This is a genomic window from Mesorhizobium sp. M7A.F.Ca.AU.002.02.1.1 (genome assembly GCF_003998535.1).
GTDB classification, from domain to species: Bacteria; Pseudomonadota; Alphaproteobacteria; order Rhizobiales; family Rhizobiaceae; genus Mesorhizobium; species Mesorhizobium ciceri.
This window is the reverse complement of the sequence record NZ_RZPB01000951.1, coordinates 1-1,984: the sequence shown is the minus strand read 5'-3', so window position 1 is coordinate 1,984 and position 1,984 is coordinate 1. Positions and strand designations below refer to the sequence as shown.

Annotated in this window: 2 protein-coding genes; both read left to right on the top strand. The window is 61.1% G+C overall.

Features of this window, described 5'->3' with window-relative positions; genetic code table 11:
- A partial coding sequence (locus EN879_RS33700; RefSeq protein WP_164774755.1) for an SMC-Scp complex subunit ScpB occupies positions 1-659 on the top strand: 659 nt, incomplete at its 5' end.
- Positions 660-1,086: 427 nt separating this feature from the next.
- Positions 1,087-1,984, top strand: an 898-nt coding sequence (locus EN879_RS39555; RefSeq protein ID WP_245493908.1) for a hypothetical protein, incomplete at its 3' end; no start/stop codon positions are given.

Sequence of the window (1,984 nt, the reverse complement as noted above, 5' to 3'; positions counted from 1 at the left end):
ACACGGAATTGGATCACTTGCCGCCAGAACTGCGCTGGCGCGAATGGATGGGCCGCGTCGAAGCGGTGATCTTTGCGGCCAGCGAACCGGTGACACGTAGTGTCCTCGCGCGGGTGGTGGGAAGGAATTGCAATATCGAGCTGGTCATCGACGACATCCGCGCCGAGCTCGCCGGCCGGCCCTATGAACTGGTCGCAGTCGCCGGCGGCTGGCAGCACCGGACCAAGAAAATTTTTGGCGACGCCATCCGCGCCGCCTTCGGCACGGCAGCGGGCGAGGGGGCAAAAGAACTGTCGCAGGCGGAGGCACTGGTTTTGATGTGCATTGCCTATTTCCAGCCGATCACGCGCGGCGAGTTGTCTTCCTTCTTTGGCAAGGAGGTGTCGCGCGACCTGATCGGTGTGCTGCGGGGGCAGGACCTCATCGCCTCGGGGCCGCGCAGTCCGCAGCCGGGCGCGCCCTATACCTATGTGACGACCAAAAATTTTCTGTCGCAATTCGGGCTCGACACGCTGCGCCAGCTGCCGGATCTCGAGGCGCTCGAGGACGCAGGGCTGCTGTCGAAGGAAAAGCTGCTGGCCGGCGATATTCTGACTGGGCTGAAGGGAGACGGGGAAGATGCAAGTGTGGACAATGAAGGTGTTGAGTTCGGTATCTGAGAGAAGGTAGACGCGCGATCGCGCCATCGCCGGACACGCATTGACGCGACTGGTCCGAAGCCGTTCCCTCGGGCACAAGTGATAGCCCGCTTGGGCTGACCAACCGCCGGAAAATTGGCGTGTCGTTCGCGATCCGTCCAGGCCTAGCAGTCGGAATACGAAGAGCCCGGCATGACCGTGACCGCATGCCGGGCTCTTGGGAGCTGCATAGTATCCCTCAACGATCAACCTGAACCGGTCCGACGAGGTTGACGTTGGCTGATGCCCCAAGGCTCTCAGTCAGCCGGATGCGCACGCGAGTAAGCAGCCTACTGATTGTCTTGACGCTGGTATCGAGGAGTGAGGCGATGTCAGCCTGTCTGAGCCGCGTGCTCGACGGATCGATCTTCATGCGACGGGCGCGGGCCACTATGGCGTTCCCATCTTGATGACCAATCTTGGCAAGCGTGCACCGAGCGCGAATGCCATCGATGCCAAAGCCAAGCTCCGGATGGAGGCCGTACCCGATACAAGCGCCAACGGAGGCGCCATGAACAAATTAGTGTCGACGAGAAGGCCCATCGACGTTTCCCAGAACCGAGCACCTGGTTCAAACGTTGTCGAGCAAGCCATTGTCGATTGCGACGCGTGGTCAAACATGAGCGATAGCATGCCAACTTCGAACGGAAACGATCGCCCCGGCGCGGCGGCGGCATTTCCGTATGACCGCATGACGGTCGAGCGTTTTCGAAAGACATTTCCGCGCGCCCGTTGGAACGATGATCTGAAGGCGTGGTTCGTCCCGGGCAAAACCGCGGCGCGGCGTTTCGATCGATGGCTCGAACTGGAGCGTTCTCAGACGGAAACGCATGCCGACATCAAAGGCCGCGACGCCTTTGTCTTTGATCCCATTTCCTCGAAATATCTTCGGCGCCTTGATAGTCATTTGGAAGTGGTGACGCCCTATTCCCGCACTGTCGTTGATGAGATGCGGCAGGTGCCGTTTGCCTCCTGGGATGCCGATCGCCGTGTGTGGACGGTCCCCTACCGGTCATATGAGGCCCTGCGCCTGCACTGGAGTCGCATCGAGGAGGCTGCCAAGCGAAACGAGCCGGACGAGCGCAAAAAGCGCCGAGAAGCCAATCGCTGGTCGGAAAAAGAACGGGCCGCACGTGCGCGCGCCACCGAACGCCGCCGCCGCCGCTATCCGCTCGATCCGGAGAATCTGCCGCCCCTTGGTCGGCCGGTGATGACGTCTACCTATGGGGTAGTCGTTTTCGTCGGTTGCGATGGCGAGCCGGTCGATCCAGAGGTCATTCGCACCTCCTACGCCGATATCCCAACCT